This is a genomic window from Aureimonas sp. Leaf427 (genome assembly GCF_001425485.1).
Classification (GTDB): Bacteria; Pseudomonadota; Alphaproteobacteria; order Rhizobiales; family Rhizobiaceae; genus Plantimonas.
On record NZ_LMQW01000052.1, the window covers coordinates 173,214 to 192,395 of the forward strand.

The 19,182-nt window shown below is 66.3% G+C and carries 20 protein-coding genes and 1 tRNA gene; 6 read left to right on the forward strand and 15 right to left on the reverse strand.

Features of this window, described 5'->3' with window-relative positions:
- Window positions 1-238 precede the first annotated feature (238 nt).
- The 3 genes from ASG62_RS23390 to ASG62_RS23400 are packed head-to-tail and all read right to left on the reverse strand — an operon-like array spanning window position 239 to window position 4,039.
- Window positions 239-2,494, reverse strand: a complete 2,256-nt coding sequence (locus ASG62_RS23390; protein WP_056692769.1) for a xanthine dehydrogenase family protein molybdopterin-binding subunit — start codon at window positions 2,492-2,494, stop codon at window positions 239-241.
- A complete protein-coding gene (locus ASG62_RS23395; protein ID WP_056692766.1) occupies window positions 2,487-3,545 on the reverse strand; it encodes an FAD binding domain-containing protein in 1,059 nt (352 codons plus the stop codon). The genes ASG62_RS23390 and ASG62_RS23395 overlap by 8 nt, the downstream gene beginning before the upstream one ends.
- Window positions 3,542-4,039, reverse strand: coding sequence for a (2Fe-2S)-binding protein (locus ASG62_RS23400; protein ID WP_056692763.1), 498 nt, complete (start codon window positions 4,037-4,039; stop codon window positions 3,542-3,544). Before ASG62_RS23400 ends, ASG62_RS23395 begins: the two co-directional genes overlap by 4 nt.
- 156 nt (window positions 4,040-4,195) lie before the next feature.
- Here ASG62_RS23400 and ASG62_RS23405 point away from each other — a divergent pair, with 156 nt between their 5' ends.
- Window positions 4,196-4,780, forward strand: coding sequence for a TetR/AcrR family transcriptional regulator (locus tag ASG62_RS23405; protein ID WP_056692760.1), 585 nt, complete (start codon window positions 4,196-4,198; stop codon window positions 4,778-4,780).
- A 134-nt stretch (window positions 4,781-4,914) separates the two neighbouring features.
- Here the strand turns inward: ASG62_RS23405 and ASG62_RS23410 are convergent, their stop codons facing one another.
- From ASG62_RS23410 to ASG62_RS23440, 7 genes are all read right to left on the reverse strand, one after another.
- Complete coding sequence (locus ASG62_RS23410) at window positions 4,915-5,910, reverse strand: Gfo/Idh/MocA family protein (RefSeq protein ID WP_056692757.1); 996 nt, start codon at window positions 5,908-5,910, stop codon at window positions 4,915-4,917.
- Window positions 5,907-6,788: a sugar phosphate isomerase/epimerase family protein gene (locus tag ASG62_RS23415; RefSeq protein WP_056692753.1), complete on the reverse strand. Its 882-nt coding sequence runs from the start codon at window positions 6,786-6,788 to the stop codon at window positions 5,907-5,909. Before ASG62_RS23415 ends, ASG62_RS23410 begins: the two co-directional genes overlap by 4 nt.
- A gap of 47 nt (window positions 6,789-6,835) precedes the next feature.
- Window positions 6,836-7,669: a carbohydrate ABC transporter permease gene (locus ASG62_RS23420; RefSeq protein WP_056692749.1), complete on the reverse strand. Its 834-nt coding sequence runs from the start codon at window positions 7,667-7,669 to the stop codon at window positions 6,836-6,838.
- A complete protein-coding gene (locus tag ASG62_RS23425) occupies window positions 7,666-8,592 on the reverse strand; it encodes a carbohydrate ABC transporter permease (RefSeq protein ID WP_056692747.1) in 927 nt (308 codons plus the stop codon). The genes ASG62_RS23420 and ASG62_RS23425 overlap by 4 nt, the downstream gene beginning before the upstream one ends.
- A 70-nt stretch (window positions 8,593-8,662) precedes the next feature.
- Window positions 8,663-9,862: an ABC transporter substrate-binding protein gene (locus ASG62_RS23430; protein WP_056692744.1), complete on the reverse strand. Its 1,200-nt coding sequence runs from the start codon at window positions 9,860-9,862 to the stop codon at window positions 8,663-8,665.
- Between the two features lie 22 nt (window positions 9,863-9,884).
- The gene (locus tag ASG62_RS23435; protein ID WP_244487526.1) at window positions 9,885-10,862 is read right to left on the reverse strand and encodes an alpha/beta hydrolase; all 978 of its coding nucleotides are present in this window, start codon (window positions 10,860-10,862) and stop codon (window positions 9,885-9,887) included.
- Window positions 10,859-11,557 carry a GntR family transcriptional regulator gene (locus ASG62_RS23440; protein ID WP_244487525.1) on the reverse strand — a complete coding sequence of 233 codons (699 nt, stop codon included), beginning with the start codon at window positions 11,555-11,557 and terminating at the stop codon, window positions 10,859-10,861. Before ASG62_RS23440 ends, ASG62_RS23435 begins: the two co-directional genes overlap by 4 nt.
- A 76-nt stretch (window positions 11,558-11,633) precedes the next feature.
- Between ASG62_RS23440 and ASG62_RS23445 the strand changes: the two genes are divergently transcribed.
- Window positions 11,634-12,713 (forward strand): ABC transporter ATP-binding protein, encoded by a 1,080-nt coding sequence (locus tag ASG62_RS23445; RefSeq protein WP_056692742.1) that lies wholly within the window; start codon window positions 11,634-11,636, stop codon window positions 12,711-12,713.
- Window positions 12,714-12,892: 179 nt separating this feature from the next.
- Here ASG62_RS23445 and ASG62_RS23450 read toward each other — a convergent pair.
- A tRNA-Arg gene (locus ASG62_RS23450) sits at window positions 12,893-12,969 on the reverse strand.
- A 299-nt stretch (window positions 12,970-13,268) separates the two neighbouring features.
- Here ASG62_RS23450 and ASG62_RS23455 point away from each other — a divergent pair.
- Window positions 13,269-13,601, forward strand: coding sequence for a YkgJ family cysteine cluster protein (locus ASG62_RS23455; protein ID WP_056692739.1), 333 nt, complete (start codon window positions 13,269-13,271; stop codon window positions 13,599-13,601).
- Window positions 13,602-13,885: 284 nt separating this feature from the next.
- Here the strand turns inward: ASG62_RS23455 and ASG62_RS23460 are convergent, their stop codons facing one another.
- From ASG62_RS23460 to ppk2, 4 genes are all read right to left on the reverse strand, one after another.
- Window positions 13,886-14,794, reverse strand: a complete 909-nt coding sequence (locus ASG62_RS23460) for a D-alanyl-D-alanine carboxypeptidase family protein (protein WP_082537098.1) — start codon at window positions 14,792-14,794, stop codon at window positions 13,886-13,888.
- A gap of 141 nt (window positions 14,795-14,935) precedes the next feature.
- A complete protein-coding gene (locus ASG62_RS23465; protein WP_056692736.1) occupies window positions 14,936-15,229 on the reverse strand; it encodes a DUF3297 family protein in 294 nt (97 codons plus the stop codon).
- Window positions 15,230-15,317: 88 nt separating this feature from the next.
- The gene (locus ASG62_RS23470; RefSeq protein ID WP_056692733.1) at window positions 15,318-16,316 is read right to left on the reverse strand and encodes a CorA family divalent cation transporter; all 999 of its coding nucleotides are present in this window, start codon (window positions 16,314-16,316) and stop codon (window positions 15,318-15,320) included.
- Window positions 16,313-17,230, reverse strand: coding sequence for a polyphosphate kinase 2 (gene ppk2 / locus ASG62_RS23475; RefSeq protein WP_056692730.1), 918 nt, complete (start codon window positions 17,228-17,230; stop codon window positions 16,313-16,315). Before ppk2 ends, ASG62_RS23470 begins: the two co-directional genes overlap by 4 nt.
- A 482-nt stretch (window positions 17,231-17,712) precedes the next feature.
- Here ppk2 and ASG62_RS23480 point away from each other — a divergent pair, with 482 nt between their 5' ends.
- From ASG62_RS23480 to ASG62_RS23490, 3 genes are all read left to right on the forward strand, one after another.
- Entirely contained in the window at window positions 17,713-17,910 is a 198-nt protein-coding gene (locus ASG62_RS23480; RefSeq protein ID WP_056692727.1) for a type II toxin-antitoxin system VapB family antitoxin, read from the forward strand.
- Window positions 17,910-18,308, forward strand: a complete 399-nt coding sequence (locus tag ASG62_RS23485) for a type II toxin-antitoxin system VapC family toxin (protein ID WP_056692725.1) — start codon at window positions 17,910-17,912, stop codon at window positions 18,306-18,308. Before ASG62_RS23480 ends, ASG62_RS23485 begins: the two co-directional genes overlap by 1 nt.
- Before the next feature lie 213 nt (window positions 18,309-18,521).
- Window positions 18,522-19,139 carry a ribonuclease D gene (locus ASG62_RS23490; RefSeq protein WP_056692722.1) on the forward strand — a complete coding sequence of 206 codons (618 nt, stop codon included), beginning with the start codon at window positions 18,522-18,524 and terminating at the stop codon, window positions 19,137-19,139.
- Window positions 19,140-19,182 lie beyond the last annotated feature (43 nt).

The following is a 19,182-nucleotide window of genomic DNA, read 5'->3' on the forward strand; positions in this document are numbered from 1 at the left end:
CGCGTCTTCAAGACTGCACACGGCGGCGACGCAAACGCCGCGTCAGTTTTGGGCGGCATCAAATTCAATCCTTAAGTCTTGGACGGGTCGTTTGCGGAAGGGCAGCTTTTCGACTCAACATTTCTAAAAGCGGACGGTCTTCTTTCTACCCGGTCACGAACTGCTTCGCAGTCGAGCGAAGCAAGGGTCCGGCTTGCTGGTCCGGCCGCCGGTCCTTGCTTTCCAATTGCGCGCGACTTCAGTCGAGAAGATCGGCAAGGCCGATCGGGAAGCGGCGGATGCGTTGGCCGGTCGCGTGCCAGATCGCGTTGGCGATCGCGCCGCCCGTGCCGGTGATGCCGATTTCGCCGACGCCCTTGATGCCGAGGGCGTTCACGTGCGGGTCGTCCTCGTGCACGAGGATCGCCTCCATCGACGGCACGTCGGCATTCACCGGAACGTGGTACTCGGCAAGATCGGCGTTCATGATCCGGCCTGAGCGGGGATCGGTGAGCGCCTGTTCGTGCAGGGCGAAGGACACGCCCCACACCATCCCGCCGAGAAGCTGGCTCTCCACCATCCGCGGATTGATGATGCGCCCCGCCGCGAAGGCGCCGACGAGGCGGCTGACCCGGATCTGCCCGAGATCGGGATCGACCTTCACCTCCGCGAAGACCGCACCGTGCGCATGCATGGCATAGGTCTCCTGCGCCGCCGGGTCGCCGGCGCTCTTGCCCTCCGCCATGACCTTGTCGAGGCCAGCGCGCTGGAGGATGTCCGTGAAGCTCTCGCCGCGGCTCTCGTCGTCGCGCCGCACCAGTCGCCCGTCGATCGCCACCGTGCCGACATTGCCCGCGCCGAAGAGCGGCGAGCGCTCGTCGGCAGTGGCGATCTCGGCGAGCCTGGCGATGGCGTTGTTTCCGGCCGCATGCAGCGCCATTCCTGCCGTCGCGGTATGGCCGGAGCCGCCGGCGATCCCGGCATCGGGAAGATCGGAGGTGCCGGAGCGGAACTGCACCTCGTCGATGCCGAGCCCGAGCGCATCCGCCGCGATCTGCGCCAGCGCGGTCCATGCACCCTGACCCATGTCATGGGCGCCGATCTCGACTATCCCGGTTCCGTCGCGGTGGATGGTGGCACGGGCGTTCGCCTGGAACATCAGCGCCGGGAAGGTCGCCGTGCCGACGCCCGTGCCGACGAGGAGACCGGCCTCGTCGCGGCGCGCGCGCGGCTCGAGCGGGCGCCCCTGCCAGCCGAAGCGCTCGGCGCCCAGCCGATAGCAGTCCCGCAGCGACTTCGACGAGAAGGGCTTGCCGGAGATCGGCTCGGCCTCGGCGTAGTTCCTCAGCCGGAACTCGAGCGGATCCATGCGCACCCCCCAGGCCGCTTCGTCGATGGCGCTTTCCAGCGTAATCGAGCCGCTGGCCTCGCCCGGCGCGCGCATGAAGAGCGGGGTGCCGGTGTCGAGGCGCACGGCGTCGTAGCTCGTGCGGATGGCGGGGCTCGCATACAGCGTATGCGCGACATCGGCGGCCGGCTCGAGAAAGTCGTCGAAGGTGCTGGAGGCCGTGCGCGTGTGGTTGCCGAGCGCCCGCAGCGCTCCGTCTTGCGAAACGCCGAGGTTGAAGGTCTGGCGCGTCGGGGCACGGTGGCCGACGGGCCCGAACATCTGTTCGCGCCGCAGTACGAGCTTGACCGGGCGACCGATAGCGCGCGCTGCGAGGATGCCGAGCACCTGCGGCCCGGCGGGGAAGCCCTTCGAGCCGAAGCCGCCGCCGAGGAACGGGCTTTTGATATGGATGTCGGTGGGTGCGATCCCGAAGAGGCCCGCGATGCGCTGCTGAGCCATCGCGAGGGCCTGCGTCGGCATGTCCAGCGAGAGCTTGTCGCCCTTCCAGCTTGCGACGACGCCGTGCGGCTCCATAGCGTTGTGGTATTGCGCGGGCGTCTCATAGATCGCCTCGATCCGAAGGTCCGACGCGGCGAGTTCCGCATCGAGATCGCCGGTTTCGGCGAAGGCGGGGTTCCCCGCCCCAACCACGGCAGGCGAAAAGCTCTCCGCGCCGTCGAGGCCGGTGCGCGCGGTTTCGGCCTCGTAGCGAGGCGCCAGAAGCGCCGCCCCCTCGGTCGCCGCCTCCAGCGTCTCGGCCACCACGAGCGCGATCGGCTGTCCGGGATAGCGGACGCGGGCGTTCTGCAGGAGATCCATCCGGAACATGAAGGGGTTCGACTTCTCGTCCGGGTCGGATGCGAGCGGCGGCCGGTTCGCGGGGGTCATCACGTCCACGACACCCGGATGCGCCCGCGCCGCGGCCTCATCGAGGAAGGTCACGCTTCCGCGGGCAATCGAACTCGTTGCGACGACCGCATAGAGCAGACCTGCCGGATGATTGTCGGCCGCAAAAGTCGCCGCGCCGGTCACCTTCAGCACGCCTTCGCGCCGTGTCAGGGGCTGGCCGATGTTGGACCCGTGCCGCTGGCGCGGCCCCGTCTCGTTCAAGGTCATCTCAGACATGGAGGGCACCTTTGGGCTGGGGGGCGAAGGGCGAGGCCGGCAGCGCCGGAAGGCGATCGGGCGTTCCCGCCGCCGCCAGGCCGAGCGCCCGCGCGACGATGCGCTCGGCGAGGGCGATCTTGTAGGCGTTGTGGCCGGAGGGCGCGGCGCCTTCGAGGGCGGCCTTCGCGGCGCGCTCAAAGACGTCGCGGCCGGGCGTTGCCCCCGCGAGGACGGCTTCGGCCGCCTCGCAGCGCCAGGGCCGCGCCGCGACGCCGCCAAGAGCGATGCGCGCCTCGCGGATGCTCCCGTTCTCCAGATCGAGACCCACCGCCGCGGAGACGACGGCAAACGCATAGGAGGTGCGCTCGCGCACCTTGAGGTAGCGCGAATGACCGGCGAAGGCCTCGGCGCCCGGCGGCAGCAGCACCGCGACGATCATCTCGCCGGGCTCGCACACCGTGCGGACGTCGGGCGTGTCGCCGGGCAGGCGATGGAACTGCGCGAGGGGCACCTGCCGGCGACCGGATACGCCCTCGAGTTCGACAATTGCGCCGAGCGCGGCGAGCGGAACGCAGAAGTCCGACGGATGCGTGGCGATGCAGGCCGGGCTCCATCCAAGCACCGCGTGCCCATCGTTGATGCCCTCTATGGCATCGCAACCACGGCCCGGCTCGCGTCGGTTGCAGGCGCTGGCCGTGTCGTAGAAGTAGCGACAGCGGGTTTCCTGCATCAGGTTGCCGCTTGCCGTCGCGGCGTTGCGCAACTGCCCCGATGCTCCCGACAGGAGGGCTTCGGCGACCGCCGGAAAGCGCGCGGCAAAGCGTTGGTCGTGTGCGAGGTCGGCGTTGCGCACGAGGGCGCCGATGCGCACCGAGCCGTCGGCCTGCCAGTCGACGTTGCTAAGACCCGGCAGACGGGTGATGTCGACCAGCCTGCCGGGACGCGCGATGCCGCCCTTCATCAGGTCGAGGAGGTTGGTGCCGCCGGCAAGAAACGCGGTGCCCGGCTCGGCCGCGGCGATCACGGCCTCGGCGACACTGGCCGGCCGCACATAATCGAAGCTCTTCATGCCGCCTTCTCCCCAGCAGAGGCCCTCATCCGGTTTCCGGCATCGAGCACCGCCTCGGTGATGCCGGCATAGGCGGCGCAGCGGCAGAGATTGCCGCTCATGCCCTCGCGCACCCGTTCCGGATCGTTCCCGGCCTGGTTCTCGGCAATGAGGCCGACGGCGCTCATGATCTGGCCGGGCGTGCAGAAGCCGCACTGGAAACCGTCATGCTCGATGAAGGCCGCCTGGACGGGATGCAGCGTGTCGTTTTCAGCCAGCCCCTCGATGGTGGTGATGGCGGCGCCGTCGTAGCTAAGCGCCAGCGCCAGACACGAATTGATGCGCCGATCGTCCGCAAGGATCGTGCAGGCCCCGCACTGCCCGCGGTCACAGCCCTTCTTCGTCCCCGTCAGCTCCAGCCTCTCGCGCAGGAGATCGAGGAGCGTCACGCGGGGATCGTCGAGCTCGATCTGCCGCTCCTCTCCGTTGATCGTCAATCGGATGGAATGGGTCATGCTTTCCCCCGTCTCCTGCTGTAACAACCGGGACTGTCGGCGGTTTTGCACGACAGCCATCCGAAACGCGTCCACGCGGATCGCTATGGGACGCTTGCAAAAGCATATACGGAGGCTCCCTCCGTTTACAAGGTTGGAGGAGTTCTAATTCGTAAGATGGAGGCCGGATCGGAGAAGGGAACGCGCAAGCCGCGCGCTGACGTCATGCGCAACCGGGAACGCCTCTTGGCTGCCGCAGTGACCGTGTTTCGCAGCGGCGGACCCGAGGCGAGTCTCGAGGCGGTCGCACGCTGCGCCGAGGTCGGGATCGGCACCCTCTACCGGCATTTCCCGACACGCGAGGCTCTCTTCGAGGCCGTCTACCGACGTGAAGTGGAGGAAATGGCGCGTCTTGCCGAAAGCCTGGCGGACGATCCAGATCCGGTACAGGCCTTGCGCCAGTGGTCACATGCCTGCATTCGTCTGGTCGCCACCAAGCGCGGCATGCTGACGGCGCTCGCTTTGGCCGTCGACAAGTCGTCCGATGTCTACGCCTTCTCTTTCGAACACCTGACGCGGTCGCTCGGACTTCTCCTAGGAAACTGCATTGCAGCAAACCTAATCCGCGAGGATATCACGCCGGAGGACTTGCTCCAAGCTTTGATCGGCATGTCGATGATGGGCAAGGAGCCTGGCTGGGAGGCGAACGTCATGCGCCTCTTCGACATCTTCGTCGACGGTCTTCTCCAGCGCGAGACATGAGCCGTGCTTCGGACGACGAAAGCTTATGTGAACCGGTTCCGCGACCATGACAGGAGAGCCGAACGGCCGCTTTTCCTAGAGTCTGCCGTAAATCGGACAGACTGCTTTCGGCCTATTTTGGACGTTGTCTGATCTTATATTGCGAGTTGAAGCCGCATGTCCTCCAGGCGCTCCATGGCAATCACGCCATCATGGATGGTCGGCGCGGATGTCGTCTCGCCGCGCAGAGCAGGGACCACATCGGCCAGAAGCGCGTGATAGCCTTTGTAGTCCTCGTTGGCGGCGGCCGTGAAGTTCGGTTTCCAAGTCAGCGAGTCCTCCGCGTCGAGAAGCGTCGCGGCGGGGTCGGCGACCTTGAAGGGCGGGTTGCGGTGCCAGCGCACCTCGACGACGTTCTCGACCTCCAGGCGCTGGTGGTCGCCCATGATCTCGATGCGCTCGACGGGCGTGCCACGCGACTGCACGGTTCCCATGACGATCGTGCCGATCGCCCCGCATTCGAAGTCGAAGCCGACATGGAAGAGGATGTGGCCGGGCGTCTTCTCGACCTTGCGTGCCGTGATCTTCGTTACGGGCGAAACGAGATGCGAGACGAGGTCCATGTAGTGCACACAGTGGTGCAGTAGAAAGCCCGTGTAATCGACATTGCCGGTGAAATAGCCTGGCGCCGTCATGTAGTAGCCGGTGAGGCCAAGCACGTCTCCGAAGCGGCCGGATTTCAGCACGTTGTGAGCGATCTTGTTGCCGACGGAATAGCGTTTCATGAAGCCGACGAGGAGCGGCTTTCCCGAACGGAGAGAGGCTTCAGCCAGCTCGCGCGCCCCGGCGGCTGAGCCGGAGGGCGGCTTTTCCATGAAGACGGGGAGTCCCTTCTCCAGCGCCGCCTTGCCGAAGGCGAGATGCTGGTCCGGGCCGACCGCCATACCGATGGCGTCGAGGCCGCTCGTGGCAATCAGTTCGTGTGCGTCCGAGGTCAGCGTGGAGACGCCGAACTGGCGGCCCGCTTGCACCAAGCGGTCTTTGTCGATGTCGCACAGCGCGACGATCTGAACGTCGTGGCGCAGGAGCTGCGGCAGCAGCATCTGCGTCGCGTGGATGCCGCAGCCGATCCAACCGATCCGAAGGGTCATCGTCTGAACTCCGTCAGGGCGAGATGGGATTTGATGAAGTCGGCGCTCGCGGAAAGCCGCTCGCTCTCGTCCTCGTGCGGCGGGCGCCATTGCGCGAAGGGTACGCCGAACCGGTCGTCATTCCGACGGAACGGTTCCAGCGAGACCGGTCCGTGATAGCCGACCTCGTGGAGGGCGCGGAAGACGGACACCCAGTCGACCGAGCCGGTGCCCGGAAAGCCGCGATGGTTCTCGTTGGCCTGGAAGTGCCGAATGCGCGTCCCGCCGAGCCGGATCGCCTCGGCGATGGACGCTTCCTCCATCGCCATGTGGAACGTGTCGAGCATTAGCTGGACAGACGGATGATCAACGGCGTCGAGAAGCTCGATCGCCTGCTGCGTCGTGCAGAGGACGTCGCTTTCGAAGCGGTTCAGCGGCTCGACGGCCAGCGTCACGCCCGTTCCCGCCGCATGCGCGCCGGCAGCCTTCAGGCCTTCGATGCAGCGGTTCTTGCGCGCCAGGCGCTCCTCTTCCGAGACAGGTGCGGGGGGGCGTCCGGCGAAAACGAGCGGATTTCCCGTGAGAGGGCCGCCGACGATCGTGGCGCCGAGCTCGGCGGCACAGTCGACCGTATAGCGCAGATAGTCGACGCCGCCCCGATGTGCGTCGGGTTCGGCCGAGGAGAGGTTGCGCTGAAGATTAACGCGCGCGGCGAGCACGACACCGAGGCCGGCGTCTGAGAGCGCTTTGGCGGTCTCCCGCGTGTCGAGCTCGCCGGGTTCGGGAACGAGGAGTTCAACGAAATCGTAGCCGAGCGTCTTCATCTTCTCGAAGAGCGGGAAATGCTCGGCCGTGAAGGGCCTTGCATATTGCATAGAGATCAACCCGACCGGGTTCATGGAACCGTCTTTCTTTAGCAGAGGGATTGGAGTCAGGCGGTGGGCGGTCAGCCCTTGACCGCCCCTTGCGTGAGGCCGCCGACGAGCCGGCGTTGGACGAGGAGGAAGAGGATCGTCACGGGCAGGGCGCCGACAACGCCGCCGGCCGCGAGCAGGCCCCATTCGATCTGGAACTCGCCGATCAGTGTTTGGATGGCAACGGTGACGGTGCGAACGTTCCGCCCACCGAGCGTCAGCGCGTAGAGATACTCGTTCCAGGCCGTGATGAAGATGTAGATGCCGGTCGAGATGATGCCAGGCAACGCGAGCGGCAGGACGACGCGCCGCATGGCCGTCAGCCGCGAGCAACCGTCGATCATCGCGGCCTCGTCGAGGCTTTTCGGGATAGCGCTGATATAGCTCGTCAGCATCCAGACCGCGAAGGGGATGGCCGTTGTAGCGTTCGCAATGATGAGGCCGAGATGCGTGTCGAGAATGCCGAGCCGCCGCATCATGACGAAGAGCGGCAGGATGAGAAGCACGATCGGGAACATGTTGACGAGGAGAAACTGCAGCATCAGCGCCTTTCGCCCTGCGAAGCGGAAGCGCGAGAAAGCGTAGGCCGCTGTTACCGAGACGAGGAGGCCGAGAACCACCGTTCCGAACGCGACGATGAAGCTGTGCCCCATGTTGTCGAGGAAGGACGTTTGTCGGAGGAGCCGCACGTAATTGTCGGCGCTCCAGCTGGATGGACCGACCGAAACGCCGTGTGAGACGATCTCGGCCGAGGGCGTCAGCGAGGTCAGGATCATCCAGGCGAAAGGCCCGAGCGCAAGAAGGACGATCAGCGCGACAGGAATGTGCGTTGTCAGAAGACGCTTCAGGAAGCTTTGGCGGTTCATCGTTCGACCTCTCGCATCGTGCGGGCGATGTAGATCGCGACAACCGAGCCGAGGATCAGTGTGAAGGTCACTGCGATCGCGGAGCCGTAGCCGAAGTCGAGGTTCTGTCGTGCCTTCACGAAGGCGTAGAGCGGCAAGGTCGTCGTGGCGTAGCCAGGGCCGCCGCCGGTCATGACGAAGATCACGTCCATCGAGTTTGCCACCCAGATGACGCGCAGGAGGCCAGCAGTGGCCAGAACCGGGGCAATGCCGGGAAGGGTGATGTGGCGAAACTGGCGCCAAGCGCTGGCCCCGTCGATCGAGGCGGCCTCGTACTGGCTCTTCGGGATGCCTTGGAGGGCCGCGAGAATCATCACGGCGAAGAAGGGAAAGCCCTGCCAGGTCAGCGTGGCGATGATGGCGTAGATCGCGATGTCGGGATCGGCGAGCCAGGGCACGGCTGCGGTGATCACGGAGAGATAAAGAAGAAGATCGTTGAGGACGCCGATATTCGGATCGTAGATCCAGCGCCACATCAACGCGATCACGACGCTAGGCAGGGCCCAGGGGATGATGACGAGAGCACGGGCGAGACCTCGCCAGGCAAACTCGCGATTGAGAAGGACGGCGGCGACGAGACCGAGTCCCATCTGAAGCGGGACAGTCAGGCCGATCCAGAGCGCAGTGTTGCCGAGCGCTTCCCAGAAAACGGGGTCGGCGTAAAGCTTTACGTAGTTTGCGAGTCCGACGAAGCGGCTGGCATTGGGGCGGAACAGGATCAGTTCGTAAAGGCTCGTGATCACCGCTTCCGCCATCGGAAGGAAGACGACGACGAGGACGACGACGACTGCTGGTGCCAGAAGTGCGTAGGGTGTTAGCCGGTCGCGGGAGAAGCGCCGTCGCGGCGCGCCTTCCAACGCGGATATGTCTTGAAGGGTGGACATGGACAAGGGCCTTCGGATCGACCGAGAGGGGTGGACGCCGGAAACTCCGGCGTCCACGTTCGAGAAGCGGCTATTCGGTGAAGAGTGCCTGCAGCTTCCTCATCATGTCGGCCGGCGTGATCTGGCCGGTCATCGCCTGCTGCATCGAGGCCTGCCACTCCGTGTTGACGAAGTCGGCCGTCGCGGAGGATTGCGGCAGGACAGCCGCGAAGGGCAGCGAGGCGAGCGTCGCCTCCACGAAGCGCTTCTCGTGTCCGGTCCAGTTGGCCGAACCCGTCTTCGTCACCGGTAGCTGGTTCGTTGCCTTCACGAACTCGACGTTGTTTTCCGCCTCCGCCAGGAAGGAGATCCACTTCCAGGCGGCGTCCTTCACCTCCGAATTGGCGAAGATCGCGAGCGACTCGTCGCCATAGGATGTCCAGGCCTTGCCGTCGCATTGCGGCACCGGCACCGCTGACACTTTTTCGCCGAGCGCCGCAACGAGGTCCTTGGACGATCCGATATGGTGAATCGTCATGGCCGTCTTGCCCGACTTGAAGGCGCCGATGATCTCCTGGAAGCCGTCGTTGGGGGAGGAGGGCGGGATCGACTTGTCCTTGGTGAACATATCGACGAGCCATTCGTTGGCAGCGATTGCCTGGAGATTGTCGAGCCCGCCAGGCTTCAGCTCGGCGCCGCGCGAGAGGACAAACGAGCCCCACTGGTCCCAGCCGCCCTTGCCGCCGCGAAAGCCGAACCCATAGGTGTCGGGCGCCTTGGTCAGGGTCTTGGCAGCCGTGCGAAACTCCTCGCAGGTTTTCGGCGGCTGAAGGCCAGCCGCCTCGAAGAGATCGGTGCGATAATAGAGGTAGAGGACGACGTACTGGATGGGTAGGTAGTAGGCGCTGCCGTCGGGTCCCGCGTTGAGCGTCAAGAGGTTGTCGAGAAGCTCGGCCTTGCCGGGCCAAGCCTCGATGCGCTCGCCCAGAGGTTCCAGCGCGCCCATCTCGATCAGGCGCGGCTGGGCGAAGAGTTTCACCATGGCCGCGTCCGGCGCATTGCCGCCGACAAGCGCGGTGTAGAGATTGTCGTAATAGCTGTTCCAGGGAACGTTCTCGGCCTCGATCCGGATATCGGGATTGGCCGCCTGGAACTTCGTGACGAGAGCCGACATCGGGTTCTCGGGATTGTCGAAATGGTACCAGAAGCGCACCGTCTCGGCCTGTGCCATCGAGGCACCGAGGGATGTGAAGAGGGCAAGCGCCCCGGCAAGAAGCTTCAGTCGTTTCATAGGTCGTTCCTCCCGTTCGTCTTTAGGAAAGGCTGCGGACGAAGTCCGCCGCCCGCCCCAGCGCCTCCCGCGCCTGGGGCAGTTCGTTGGTCATTTGCAGAAAGCCGTGCACGACCCCCGGCACGATCGTCGTGCGCTCCGCTCGACCTAAGGCGGCGAGCCGCGCCTCGAAGTTCAGCGTGTCGCTGAGAAGCGGGTCTATGCCGGCCGCCATCAGATGCAGCGGCGGAAGGGCGGCAAGTGCCGCATCCTCGACCAGAAGCGGCGATGCGAGCGGCGTACGTCGCGCCGCCTCGTCGGCGAGATAGAAGTTCCAGTAGCGCTGCATCTTCGCACGCGTGAGGCCCGGGCCATCCGCGAAGTTCCGATAGGACTGAGTGTCGAAATCGGCGGCATAGACACCGTAGAAAAGAAGAGCCGCATCGGCCCGAAGCCGATCCGCCTCGTGCAGCATCGCCGAGACGCAGAGCCCGGCGCCGGCACTGTCGCCAGCCAGCACCAGCGGGCCCGGACGAAGGCCGAAGCGCGCCGTCGCCGCGAAAGCCGAGCGCCAGGCGCCGATGACGTCGCGAAGCCCCGCCGGATAGGGATGCTCGGGCGCCAGCCTATAATCCGGCAGGATGACGGGAAGACCGGTCTCGGCGGCTAGAACCCGCGCGCAGCGCTCGTGGCTTTCCGGGCTGCAGAAGGCGAAGCCGCCGCCATGGACGAAGAGGATCGCGCCCACTCCAGCGTTTGGGGGAACGAGAACGAGGAGGCGCGTGTCGGCCGAGCCGAGGACGGCATCTGCCCCAGCGACGGCCGTCTCCACGCGCGCCATCGCCGGCATCTCGACGTTCCAGCGCCGGTTTCCCTCCTCCGCGACACGCCGTCCGTCCGCCGGCGGCAGGAGCGTCGGATCGGGCTGCTGCCCGTCCTCCGCCGCCATGCGCGCCATCAGAGCGGCCATCTCGGGCGCGAGGTCCGTGGCGAAGGCCATGGGAGCGTCGACGGCGCTCATTGGATCTGGTCCGGAAAGATGTTGGGGCCGAAATCGACGATCGTCGCGATGTGGTGGAATAGCGCGGCCGAAGCGGCGGCGAGATCGCGGGCCTCGATCGCGGCGACGATAGGCTCGTGGCGCCGGGCCGTCTGCACGAGATCGCGGGCCTCCGCCGAGCGGGAGATCTTGAAGCGGTGATTGTGGATGAGGCAGCGCCGAAGGACCGGATCAAGCGCGCCAAGCCTAGCATCGGCAAAGATGCGGCTGTGGAAATCCCGGTCGATGGAGGCGAGTTCCAACTCGTCGCCTGCCTCCGCTGCATCCACCATCGCGGCCTGCAAGGCCCTGAGGTCCGCCGTCAGCGCGCGGCTGGGATGGCGCAGCACATGGACGATACCCCTGCATTCGATGGACTGCCGGATGCGGAAGAGTTCGACCGCCTCGTCCAGCGTGCAATCGGAGACCTGCGTTCCGCGGTAGCCGTTGCGTTGGACCAGGCCCTCGTCCTGAAGCTGGAGCAGCGCCTCGCGCACCGTGCCCTGGCTGCAGCCGAAGCGTGTCGCAAGATCCAGTTCGACCAAGGCCTGCCCAGCGGCGAGTTCGCCCAGCATGATCTCGCGCTTCAGAGCGGTGAAGGCTACGGCGGACTTGCCCAACGCGATGCGCTTTCCGGTTCCGTTGCGAAGTGTGATGAGATCTTGCGACTCGTCCAACCCACTCTCCCTTGCCAGTTATTATCGATATCATTATTGATAATGTGAGAAAGATCAAGCGGTCGGGAGGAGACCCATGTCAGTCATCGCTTTGAAGGCCGTGCGCAAGGACTACGGTTCGGTGAACGTGATCAAGCGGATCGACCTCGAGATCGAGAGCGGCGAGTTCGTTGTCCTCGTTGGTCCGTCCGGCTGCGGCAAGTCCACCCTTCTCCGGATGATCGCCGGACTGGAGGAGATCACCGCTGGCGATCTCGTCATCGGCGGGCGTTCAGTTGGGCACTTGCCGCCCGCTGAGCGCAACATCGCGATGGTGTTCCAGGACTACGCGCTCTATCCGCACATGAGTGTCGAGGACAACATGGCCTTCGGCCTGAAGATGCGGAATGCCGATCCGTCCGCCATCACGGAGCAGGTCAAGGCTGCCTCCGCCGTCCTGAAGCTGGACCCGTTTCTGGATCGCCTCCCCGCGCAACTCTCCGGCGGCCAGCGTCAGCGCGTTGCCATGGGCCGCGCCATCGTCCGCGATCCCGATGCCTTCCTCTTCGACGAGCCGCTGTCCAATCTGGATGCATCGCTGCGCATCGAGATGCGGCTGGAGATCGCAAAACTCCATCGGCGCATCAAGGCGACGACGGTCTACGTCACGCACGATCAGGTCGAGGCCATGACGCTGGCGGACCGGATCGTGGTGATGAACGGCGGCAACATGGAGCAGGTCGGAGCCCCGCTCGATCTCTATCACCGGCCCCAGACACTCTTCGTGGCGAAGTTCATCGGCAGTCCGACGATGAACACGCTCGACTGCGATGTCGTCGCCGGTGGCGACGACCGCCTTCGGCTCCGCCTGCCCGCCGGAGAGGTCGATGTGCCACTCGTCGACTCCGCTCGAACGTTAGAGCGCGTCACGCTCGGAATCCGGTCGGAAGATCTGCAAGTATGTTCGCCAGAAGTCGCATGGTTCACGGGTGAACTGTCGGTCGTCGAGCGACTGGGCAGCCAGACTTTCGGCTATCTCGACATTGGCCGAGACCGAATGATCACCGTGGAGTTCCCCCGAACCAGCGCGATCCGTGTCGGCGAGCGGATTTCGGTGGCAGGGCGAGGAGAGCAGGTTCACCTCTTTAGCGCGAGTGACGGCCATCGAATCAACTGAAGCAGTTCGACGACGAAAGCATCTGCTTCGGAAAGATCCGCTTCCGCATCCCTGTGTTCAACTGCGTGACATACAGTTCGATAGGTCCTGTAGGTTCGTTACCGAGAGGCATGGCGCTCCAGCACGCTGATGCTGAACGCGTTCCGTGTTCGCAGTTCTGTACCGAAGTGGTGGAATTTTGGTGCACCCGAAGGGATTCGAACCCCTGACCTCTGCCTTCGGAGGGCAGCGCTCTATCCAGCTGAGCTACGGGTGCAAGGCCGGCGGGCCGGCGGCGGGCGAAACTCGTCCGTTGGTTGGGTTCATAGCGGATCGGGGCGATGCGGGCAAGGTGGGGACGAGCGCAGGCTTGCGGTGGGGCCGGCCATCCTGTTCATGGGGCGGGAGCGGTCGCGGCGGCATCGATGGATGCGCGCGTCGTTCGGGAAGCGCCGGGGTCTTTTCGATGCGGGCTCGGGGCGTAGGGCTCGGGGTTCATGGCTCGGACCTCCGGCGATATCGGGGCCGTGCCGGGGCATGGCGGATGCCCGGTCGACGGTCGGGAAAGGCTGAGGATTGAGCACGAGCAGCGGTTTCGATTGCCGGGTCTGCGGCGCCTGTTGCGCCACGTCGGCGGACTGGCCGCGTTTCTCGATGGAAAGCGACGAGCAGCTCGACCGGATTCCGGAGACGCTGGTCGCCGCCGATCTGTCGGGCATGCGCTGCGAGAACGACCGCTGCCTGGCGCTGGCGGGCGTCGTCGGCGAAGGCGCGTCCTGCACGATCTACGAGCTTCGGCCGATGGTCTGCCGCGAATGCCAGCCCGGCGATCCCGAATGCGATCTCGCCCGGCGCACCCATGGCATGGACCCGCTGACACCCGCCGAAATCGCGGGCGCGCCGGGCTGAAAGCCGGAAGCTCGGACGCGGCCGACGGTCTCCATCGGGCGGATCGCGCGCCGTTTGGGCGAGAAGGCCGTTACGCTCCAGAGCTGAGGTCGCCGCGAGACCCCGGGCCCTTCCGAATGCCGATCCCGAATGACCGAAACTTAGCCGGCTTTCATTGTATCGACCCGGCTCTCTGAGGAGTAGAGCACGAAAGGCGCAGCCGAGCCGTCCGAGGTTCGGGTCAGGCCCTCGCAAGCCGCTGGGACAAGCGATCGGATTGGACCGTCAGATGTGCAGGCGGAGCGTCAGAGGTACTGCGCGACGAGGGCCGCGACGCGCGCATCGCGGGCCTTGCCGGTGACGCCGCCCATCACGACGACGACGATGCGATGGCCGCCCCGGCCCGCCGAGGCGACGAGGTGAAAGCCGGAGTCGCGGATGAAGCCGGTCTTCATGCCGTCGACGCCGATGCCTTGGCCGAGCAGCTTGTTCGTCGCCTTGTAGGTCTTGCCGGCATAGGTGAATTCGGTCGCGGCGAAATAGGGCGCGAAGCGCGGGTGGCGCCCGCGCAGCGAGAGGGCGAGCGTCGCCATGTCGCGGGCCGTCGTCACCTGGCCCTCCTGCGGCAGGCCCGAAGCGTTGACGAAGCGCGTGCGGCGCATGCCGATCGCGCGGGCCTTGGCGTTCATCTGGACCGCGAAGGCGGCTTCCGAGCCGGCGAGGTTCTCCGCGATCACGGTCGCCGCGTCGTTGGCCGATTTCACCGCCAGGGCCTGCGCGGCGTCGCGGACCTTGATCGTCTCGCCCGCCCGAAGACCCAGCTTGGAGGGCGCGCGCGAGGCGGCGAAGGGCGAGACGAGGAGATCGCTGTCGAGCGAGAGCCGGCCGGCCGCCACGGCGTCGAAGAGGAGATGCAGCGTCATCATCTTCGTCAGCGAGGCGGGATAGCGCGGCGCCTCGCCGGCCTCGTCGAGAAGAACCCGCCCCGTGCCGGCATCCACCACATAGGCGGAGGCTGCGCGGATCTCCGGCTCGGCGAAGGAGCCTTCCGCAAGGGAGGCGGGATCGAGCGGCGAGGTCGGGCCCGACAGGTCGGCCGACTGGCAGGCGACGAGCGCCAGCGCCAGGAGAGGCGCCAGGGCCTTGCGTCCCAGGCCGTCGCGCCAAAGGCCCTCACGCCCCAGGCCTTTGCGCCAATGCCCGATGTCGATCATCGCCCGAAGTCCCGAAGAGCCGCCTTGCCGCGTCCTTGAGCCGAAATCGGCCGTGCCTGTCAAATCACGGGTCTCGGCGCCGCCAGCCCGGCGCAAGGCGTCCGTCGCGCAGATGGCGACCGGGCCCGGCGGCGGCTTCGATCAGGCCTCGCCGGGCTCGCGCAGCCAGACCTCGACGGGGCCCTTCAGCTTCAGCGTCATCGGGTTGCCCTTGCGGTCGCGGGCATTGCCGGCGGGCACGCGAATCCAGCCCTCGCTGACGCAGTATTCCTCGACATTGGTCTTCTCGACACCCTTGAAGCGGACGCCGACGCCGCGCGCGAGAAGCTCGGGATCGTGGAAGGGGCTGCTCGGATCGGCCGCGAGACGGTCTGGCAGGGCGATCGCGGTTTCGTCCACGATCTGGTCGGGAGTCTGGTCGGGCGTTTCGGTCATGGTGTCGCTCGTTTCGGAAGAGGTCGTTGGAGGCGGCATAGCGCGCCCGGCCCGATCCGCCAACCCGCCCGGCCGAACGGGCCGGCGCTCAGCCGCCGCCGAGAAAGCCCTTGGCGCGCAGCCAGAGATAGACGGCGAAGGCGGCGGCCCCGGCCACGAGCGCGGCGAGGATCGTGCCGAAGGGGCCGCTCTCGAAGGGCATGCCGCTCGTGTTCATGCCGAAGAAACCGGTGACGAGCGTCGCGGGCAAGAGCAGCGCGGAGAGGATGGAGAGGACGTAGAGATTGGCATTGGTGCGCCGGGCCGCCTGGAGGTCCAGCTCGTCGCGCAGGAGCCGGATATCGGCCTCGATGCCGCGCACGTCGCCCTCCAGGGAAGCAATGCGCTGGGCAAGACGCTCGACGGCCGGGTGCAGCGGCTCCGGCAGGTCCTCGTCCTCCTCCAGCCGCGTCAGCACGGCGCGCAGGCCGCCGAGCTGGCGGTGCAGCTGCTTGGCGCGTCGCCGCGCAGTGACGAGCTGGCGGGCGTCCGGCTCGAAATCATCGAGCAGCAGGGCGTCCTCCGCCGCCTCGACGCCGGCGGCGAGCTCCGCGGCGGTCTTGGCGGCGACGCTGGCGATGGAGGTGACGATGAGGTCGAGCGCGGCCGCCCCATCCATCGGCCGCGCGCCCGTGTCGATGCGGCGGCGTATGACGTCGGCGGCGTGGAGCGGGTGGTGGCGGGCGGTGATGACGCGGCCGGGCGCCAGCGCGAAGCGAAGGGCGCCGACGCGCGAGGTCGCGCCGGCCGCGAAATCGACCTCGAAATCATGAACGACGCAGGCGACCGTGTCGCCCGAGACCAGCGCGCGCGCATGGGTCTCCGTGCCGAGCAGCAGCTCGCGCACCTCCTCCGGCAGGGCGGCATCGCCGGCGATCCAGCGGATCGTGGACTGATCCGCCAGATTGAGATGCAGCCAGACCAGCGCCTCGCCCTCGGCGGAGGCGAGGCCCGGCGCCTTTGGCCCGTCGAGCGGCACGGCATGGCCGCCGGCAAAGGCGAAGGCCCAGATCAGGCTCGGACCGAGCCGGCCCGGCGCGTCCTTCATGAGGCTCCGTAGATGTCCGGCACGTAGAGCTCGCGCGGCACGGGATGGCGCGTGTAGTCGGCGTGGCGGACGCGGGAGGGCAGCGTCACCGGGGGCTTCTCGACATCCTGATAGGGAACCTGCGCCAGAAGATGGGCGATGCAGTTGAGGCGCGCGCGCTTCTTGTCGTCGGCCTCGACGATCCACCAGGGGGCCTCGGCGCTGTGCGTGCGCTCCAGCATCGCCTCCTTGGCGCGGGTGTAGTCCTCCCAGCGCAGACGCGATTCGAGGTCCATCGGGGACAGCTTCCACTGTTTCAGCGGGTCGTTGATGCGCATGTGGAAGCGGAACTCCTGCTCCTCGTCGGTGATCGAGAACCAGTACTTGAGAAGGATGATGCCGGACCTCATGAGCATGCGCTCGAAATCCGGCACGGTGCGGAAGAACTCCTCCACCTCGTCCTCGGTGCAGAAGCCCATGACGCGCTCGACGCCGGCGCGATTGTACCAGGACCGATCGAAGAGGACCATCTCCCCGGCGGCCGGCAGATGCGAGACATAGCGCTGGAAATACCACTGCGTGCGCTCGCGGGTGGTCGGCGCGGGCAGGGCGACGACGCGGCAGACGCGCGGATTCAGCCGCTGGGTGATGCGCTTGATGGCGCCGCCCTTGCCGGCCGAATCGCGCCCCTCGAACAGGACCACGAGCTTCAGGCCGCTGTGCTGCACCCAGTCCTGGAGGCGAACCAGTTCGCGCTGGAGACGCAGAAGCTCGCGGAAATAGGTGTTGCGGTCGAAGCCGGCCTTCGCGGCGCGTCCGGCCGCGCGGTCGAGACGCTCCTCTTCGAGCGCGATCTCCAGCTCTTCGTCCAGAGCGTCGGCCAGCTCGTCGCGGATGCGCTCGACGTCGGCTGTGAACGTGTCGGCCCGGTCCATGTGTCACTCCTCGAAGAGCCGGCCTCCAAGGGTCGGGCGCCTGCCTGTGCCGCAGTTCCATTGCAGTCGTGTGACAGTCTGGCGGGAGAGACCTGTGGAGTCCGGCCGCCCATGGATTCCCGTGCCGCAGCCGGTCCTCTAGAGTCGGCCTCACATCTCGGTAGCCTCTCGGTAGCCTCGGAGGCCGGCGCCTTCGGTCTACACGCCGGGCACTTCTAGACGCGGATAGGCAGACGTCTAGTTCCTCTGTCGGATCAGGGGAATAGGCACAGGGCCGTCGCCGAAACCGTTTCTATCCCGAAACGGATAGATGCCGACGCTAAAAGCGTCGATTCGGAAGCGTTATGGCGATACACCGTATCTCGGCGCGCGGCTTTCCGATCCTGTGGAGACGGATAGAAACCTTTTAGCTGCCGGGAAAAAGCGCGCTATACAGACCGGGATAGCCCCTCCCCGCTTTCCCGATAGACCGTGTCGTCTCCATGCCCTTTCACATCAAGAATCCGGAAACCGACGCTCTCGCTCGCAAGCTCGCGGGATTGAAGAAGATCGGCCTGACGGAAGCGGTCCATCTGGCGCTCAGCAACGAGCTGGAGCGGGAGACGGCGAAGCCCTCGCTGCCCGACGTGGCGGCCGAGTTCTGCCGCGCCCTGCGCGAGAAAGGCCAGGGGAGAGGCTGATGTTCGTCGATGCCTCCGCCCTCATCGCCATGCTGACGGACGAGGGCGATGCCCGCATCTTCGCGGCCCGCCTCCAGTCCAGCCCCAAGCGCATGACCTCCCCCATCGCCGTCTTCGAGACGAGCGCCAGCGTCGCGCGAACGCTCGGCCTTCGCGTCGAGGAAAGCGAGCTGGCGCTGCGCAAGTTCCTGGAGCTGATGGGAATTCAGGTCGTTTCGCTTCCGGTTCAGGTCGTCCCCGCCGCGATCGAGGCGCTCGGCCGGTTCGGGCGCGGGGCCGGCCATCCCGCGAGCCTCAACACGGGCGACTGCCTCGCCTATGCCTGCGCCCGCTATTACCGGGTTCCGCTGCTCTACAAGGGCCCGAAATTCGCCGCGACGGATATCGAAGCAGCCTGATCGGCGCCTGCAAGTCCGCTCCGCCTTGACGGGGGATGCGCTTTCCCGTTTCTGACCGGCCGAAGAGGGGCGTTCGTCAGGTTCATCGCGAACCAGACGACCTCCCCTCTCGCTCGTTGCCGTTTGTCTTTTCGGGATGACCGGTTCCACCATCCCCGACACATTCCAGGCGGGCGCGGAGCCCGCCGCTCGATCAGCCGGAAAGGCCCATTCATGACGATCCGTGTGCACAAGGGCGATCTGCCCGACCTGTCGCGCTACACCGGCTCGGTTGCGATCGACACCGAAACGCTCGGCCTCGATACGCGTCGCGACCGGCTCTGCGTCGTGCAGCTCTCGCCGGGCGACGGCACGGCCGATGTCGTGCAGATCGCCAAAGGCCAGCGCGAGGCGCCGAACCTGACGGCGCTTCTGGCGGACAAGACGAAGACCAAGATCTTCCACTACGCCAGGTTCGACATCGCCGCGCTCTACCATGCGTTCGGCGTGATGACGGAGCCGGTCTTCTGCACCAAGATCGCCTCGCGCCTCGTGCGCACCTATACGGACCGGCACGGCCTGAAGGATCTCGCGCGCGAGCTCGTCGGCGTCGATCTCTCCAAGCAGCAGCAGTCCTCGGACTGGGCGGCCGAGAACCTCACGCCCGCGCAGATCGAATATGCCGCCTCGGACGTTCTCTACCTGCACGATATGATGAGCGTGCTTCTGAAGCGCCTGGAGCGCGAGGACCGGCTGGATCTCGCCAAGGCCTCCTTCGCCTACCTGCCGACGCGCGCCAAGCTGGATCTTCTCGGCTGGGACGAGCAGGATCTCTTCTCCCATTCGGTCTGATCGACCGCAGCTGGGTCGTGATCGCGGCGCCGGGTCTTCGCAG

What these genes read in the sequence shown, in the direction of transcription:
- ASG62_RS23420 (WP_056692749.1), bottom strand. Translation starts at nt 7,669, where the DNA reads ATGAACCGCCAAAGCTTCCTGAAGCGTCTTCTGACAACGCACATTCCT.
- ASG62_RS23460 (WP_082537098.1), bottom strand. Translation starts at nt 14,794, where the DNA reads ATGATCGACATCGGGCATTGGCGCAAAGGCCTGGGGCGTGAGGGCCTT.
- ASG62_RS23405 (WP_056692760.1), top strand. Translation starts at nt 4,196, where the DNA reads ATGGAGGCCGGATCGGAGAAGGGAACGCGCAAGCCGCGCGCTGACGTC.
- ASG62_RS23395 (WP_056692766.1), bottom strand. Translation starts at nt 3,545, where the DNA reads ATGAAGAGCTTCGATTATGTGCGGCCGGCCAGTGTCGCCGAGGCCGTG.
- ASG62_RS23390 (WP_056692769.1), bottom strand. Translation starts at nt 2,494, where the DNA reads ATGTCTGAGATGACCTTGAACGAGACGGGGCCGCGCCAGCGGCACGGG.
- ppk2 (WP_056692730.1), bottom strand. Translation starts at nt 17,230, where the DNA reads ATGGACCGGGCCGACACGTTCACAGCCGACGTCGAGCGCATCCGCGAC.
- ASG62_RS23480 (WP_056692727.1), top strand. Translation starts at nt 17,713, where the DNA reads ATGCCCTTTCACATCAAGAATCCGGAAACCGACGCTCTCGCTCGCAAG.
- ASG62_RS23470 (WP_056692733.1), bottom strand. Translation starts at nt 16,316, where the DNA reads ATGAAGGACGCGCCGGGCCGGCTCGGTCCGAGCCTGATCTGGGCCTTC.
- ASG62_RS23415 (WP_056692753.1), bottom strand. Translation starts at nt 6,788, where the DNA reads ATGAACCCGGTCGGGTTGATCTCTATGCAATATGCAAGGCCCTTCACG.
- ASG62_RS23400 (WP_056692763.1), bottom strand. Translation starts at nt 4,039, where the DNA reads ATGACCCATTCCATCCGATTGACGATCAACGGAGAGGAGCGGCAGATC.
- ASG62_RS23490 (WP_056692722.1), top strand. Translation starts at nt 18,522, where the DNA reads ATGACGATCCGTGTGCACAAGGGCGATCTGCCCGACCTGTCGCGCTAC.
- ASG62_RS23425 (WP_056692747.1), bottom strand. Translation starts at nt 8,592, where the DNA reads ATGTCCACCCTTCAAGACATATCCGCGTTGGAAGGCGCGCCGCGACGG.
- ASG62_RS23485 (WP_056692725.1), top strand. Translation starts at nt 17,910, where the DNA reads ATGTTCGTCGATGCCTCCGCCCTCATCGCCATGCTGACGGACGAGGGC.
- ASG62_RS23465 (WP_056692736.1), bottom strand. Translation starts at nt 15,229, where the DNA reads ATGACCGAAACGCCCGACCAGACTCCCGACCAGATCGTGGACGAAACC.
- ASG62_RS23430 (WP_056692744.1), bottom strand. Translation starts at nt 9,862, where the DNA reads ATGAAACGACTGAAGCTTCTTGCCGGGGCGCTTGCCCTCTTCACATCC.
- ASG62_RS23410 (WP_056692757.1), bottom strand. Translation starts at nt 5,910, where the DNA reads ATGACCCTTCGGATCGGTTGGATCGGCTGCGGCATCCACGCGACGCAG.
- ASG62_RS23445 (WP_056692742.1), top strand. Translation starts at nt 11,634, where the DNA reads ATGTCAGTCATCGCTTTGAAGGCCGTGCGCAAGGACTACGGTTCGGTG.
- ASG62_RS23435 (WP_244487526.1), bottom strand. Translation starts at nt 10,862, where the DNA reads ATGAGCGCCGTCGACGCTCCCATGGCCTTCGCCACGGACCTCGCGCCC.